We start from the raw sequence: 618 nt of genomic DNA on the forward strand, positions 1-618 counted from the left end.
GGTGGGTGTGTACCGTCCGGGGGAGTCGTGGTTCTACGTGTCGGACCGGGGCGGGAACCTGTCGGGGAAGGCCGCGTTCGGTGCTCAGGGCGATATGCCTTTGACGGGTGACTGGAACAACGATGGCAGGGACACGTTCGGTGTGTACCGGCCGGGTGATCAGACGTTCTATCTGTCGAACGACAACGGTTCGGTGGCGGTGTCGAGCACGTTCGGGAATCCGGGCGATGTTCCTGTCGTGGGTGACTGGGATGGGGATGGCAAGGACTCGATCGGTGTCTACCGTCCGGGGGACCAGACGTTCTATCTGACCAATGACAATCTGTCGGTGGCCTTTGCCCTGAAGATGGGTGTCGAGGGTGACACGCCGATGACCGGTGACTGGAACGGGGACGGCAAGGACACGATCGGTGTCTACCGTTCCTCGGACAGCACCTTCTATCTGAGCGATTCCAACACCTATGCGGGTGTGGATCACAGTGTGAAGTTCGGCAATCCGGGTGATGTCCCGGTCAAGGGTGACTGGAACGGTGACGGGACCGACAAGGTCGGTGTCTACCGTCCGGCGGAGTCCGACTTCTTCGGCGCCGCCAAGGACTCCAACTCCGTGATCTACCA

1 pseudogene is annotated in these 618 nt (G+C 61.0%); it reads left to right on the forward strand.

The features are described from left to right. Positions 1–37: 37 nt before the first annotated feature. Positions 38–618 (forward strand): annotated as a pseudogene (locus tag ACEPPI_RS40605) (hypothetical protein); the annotation flags it as partial.

Origin of the sequence: Streptomyces sp. AB3(2024) (genome assembly GCF_041862025.1) — a bacterium.
Taxonomy (GTDB): Bacteria; Actinomycetota; Actinomycetes; order Streptomycetales; family Streptomycetaceae; genus Streptomyces.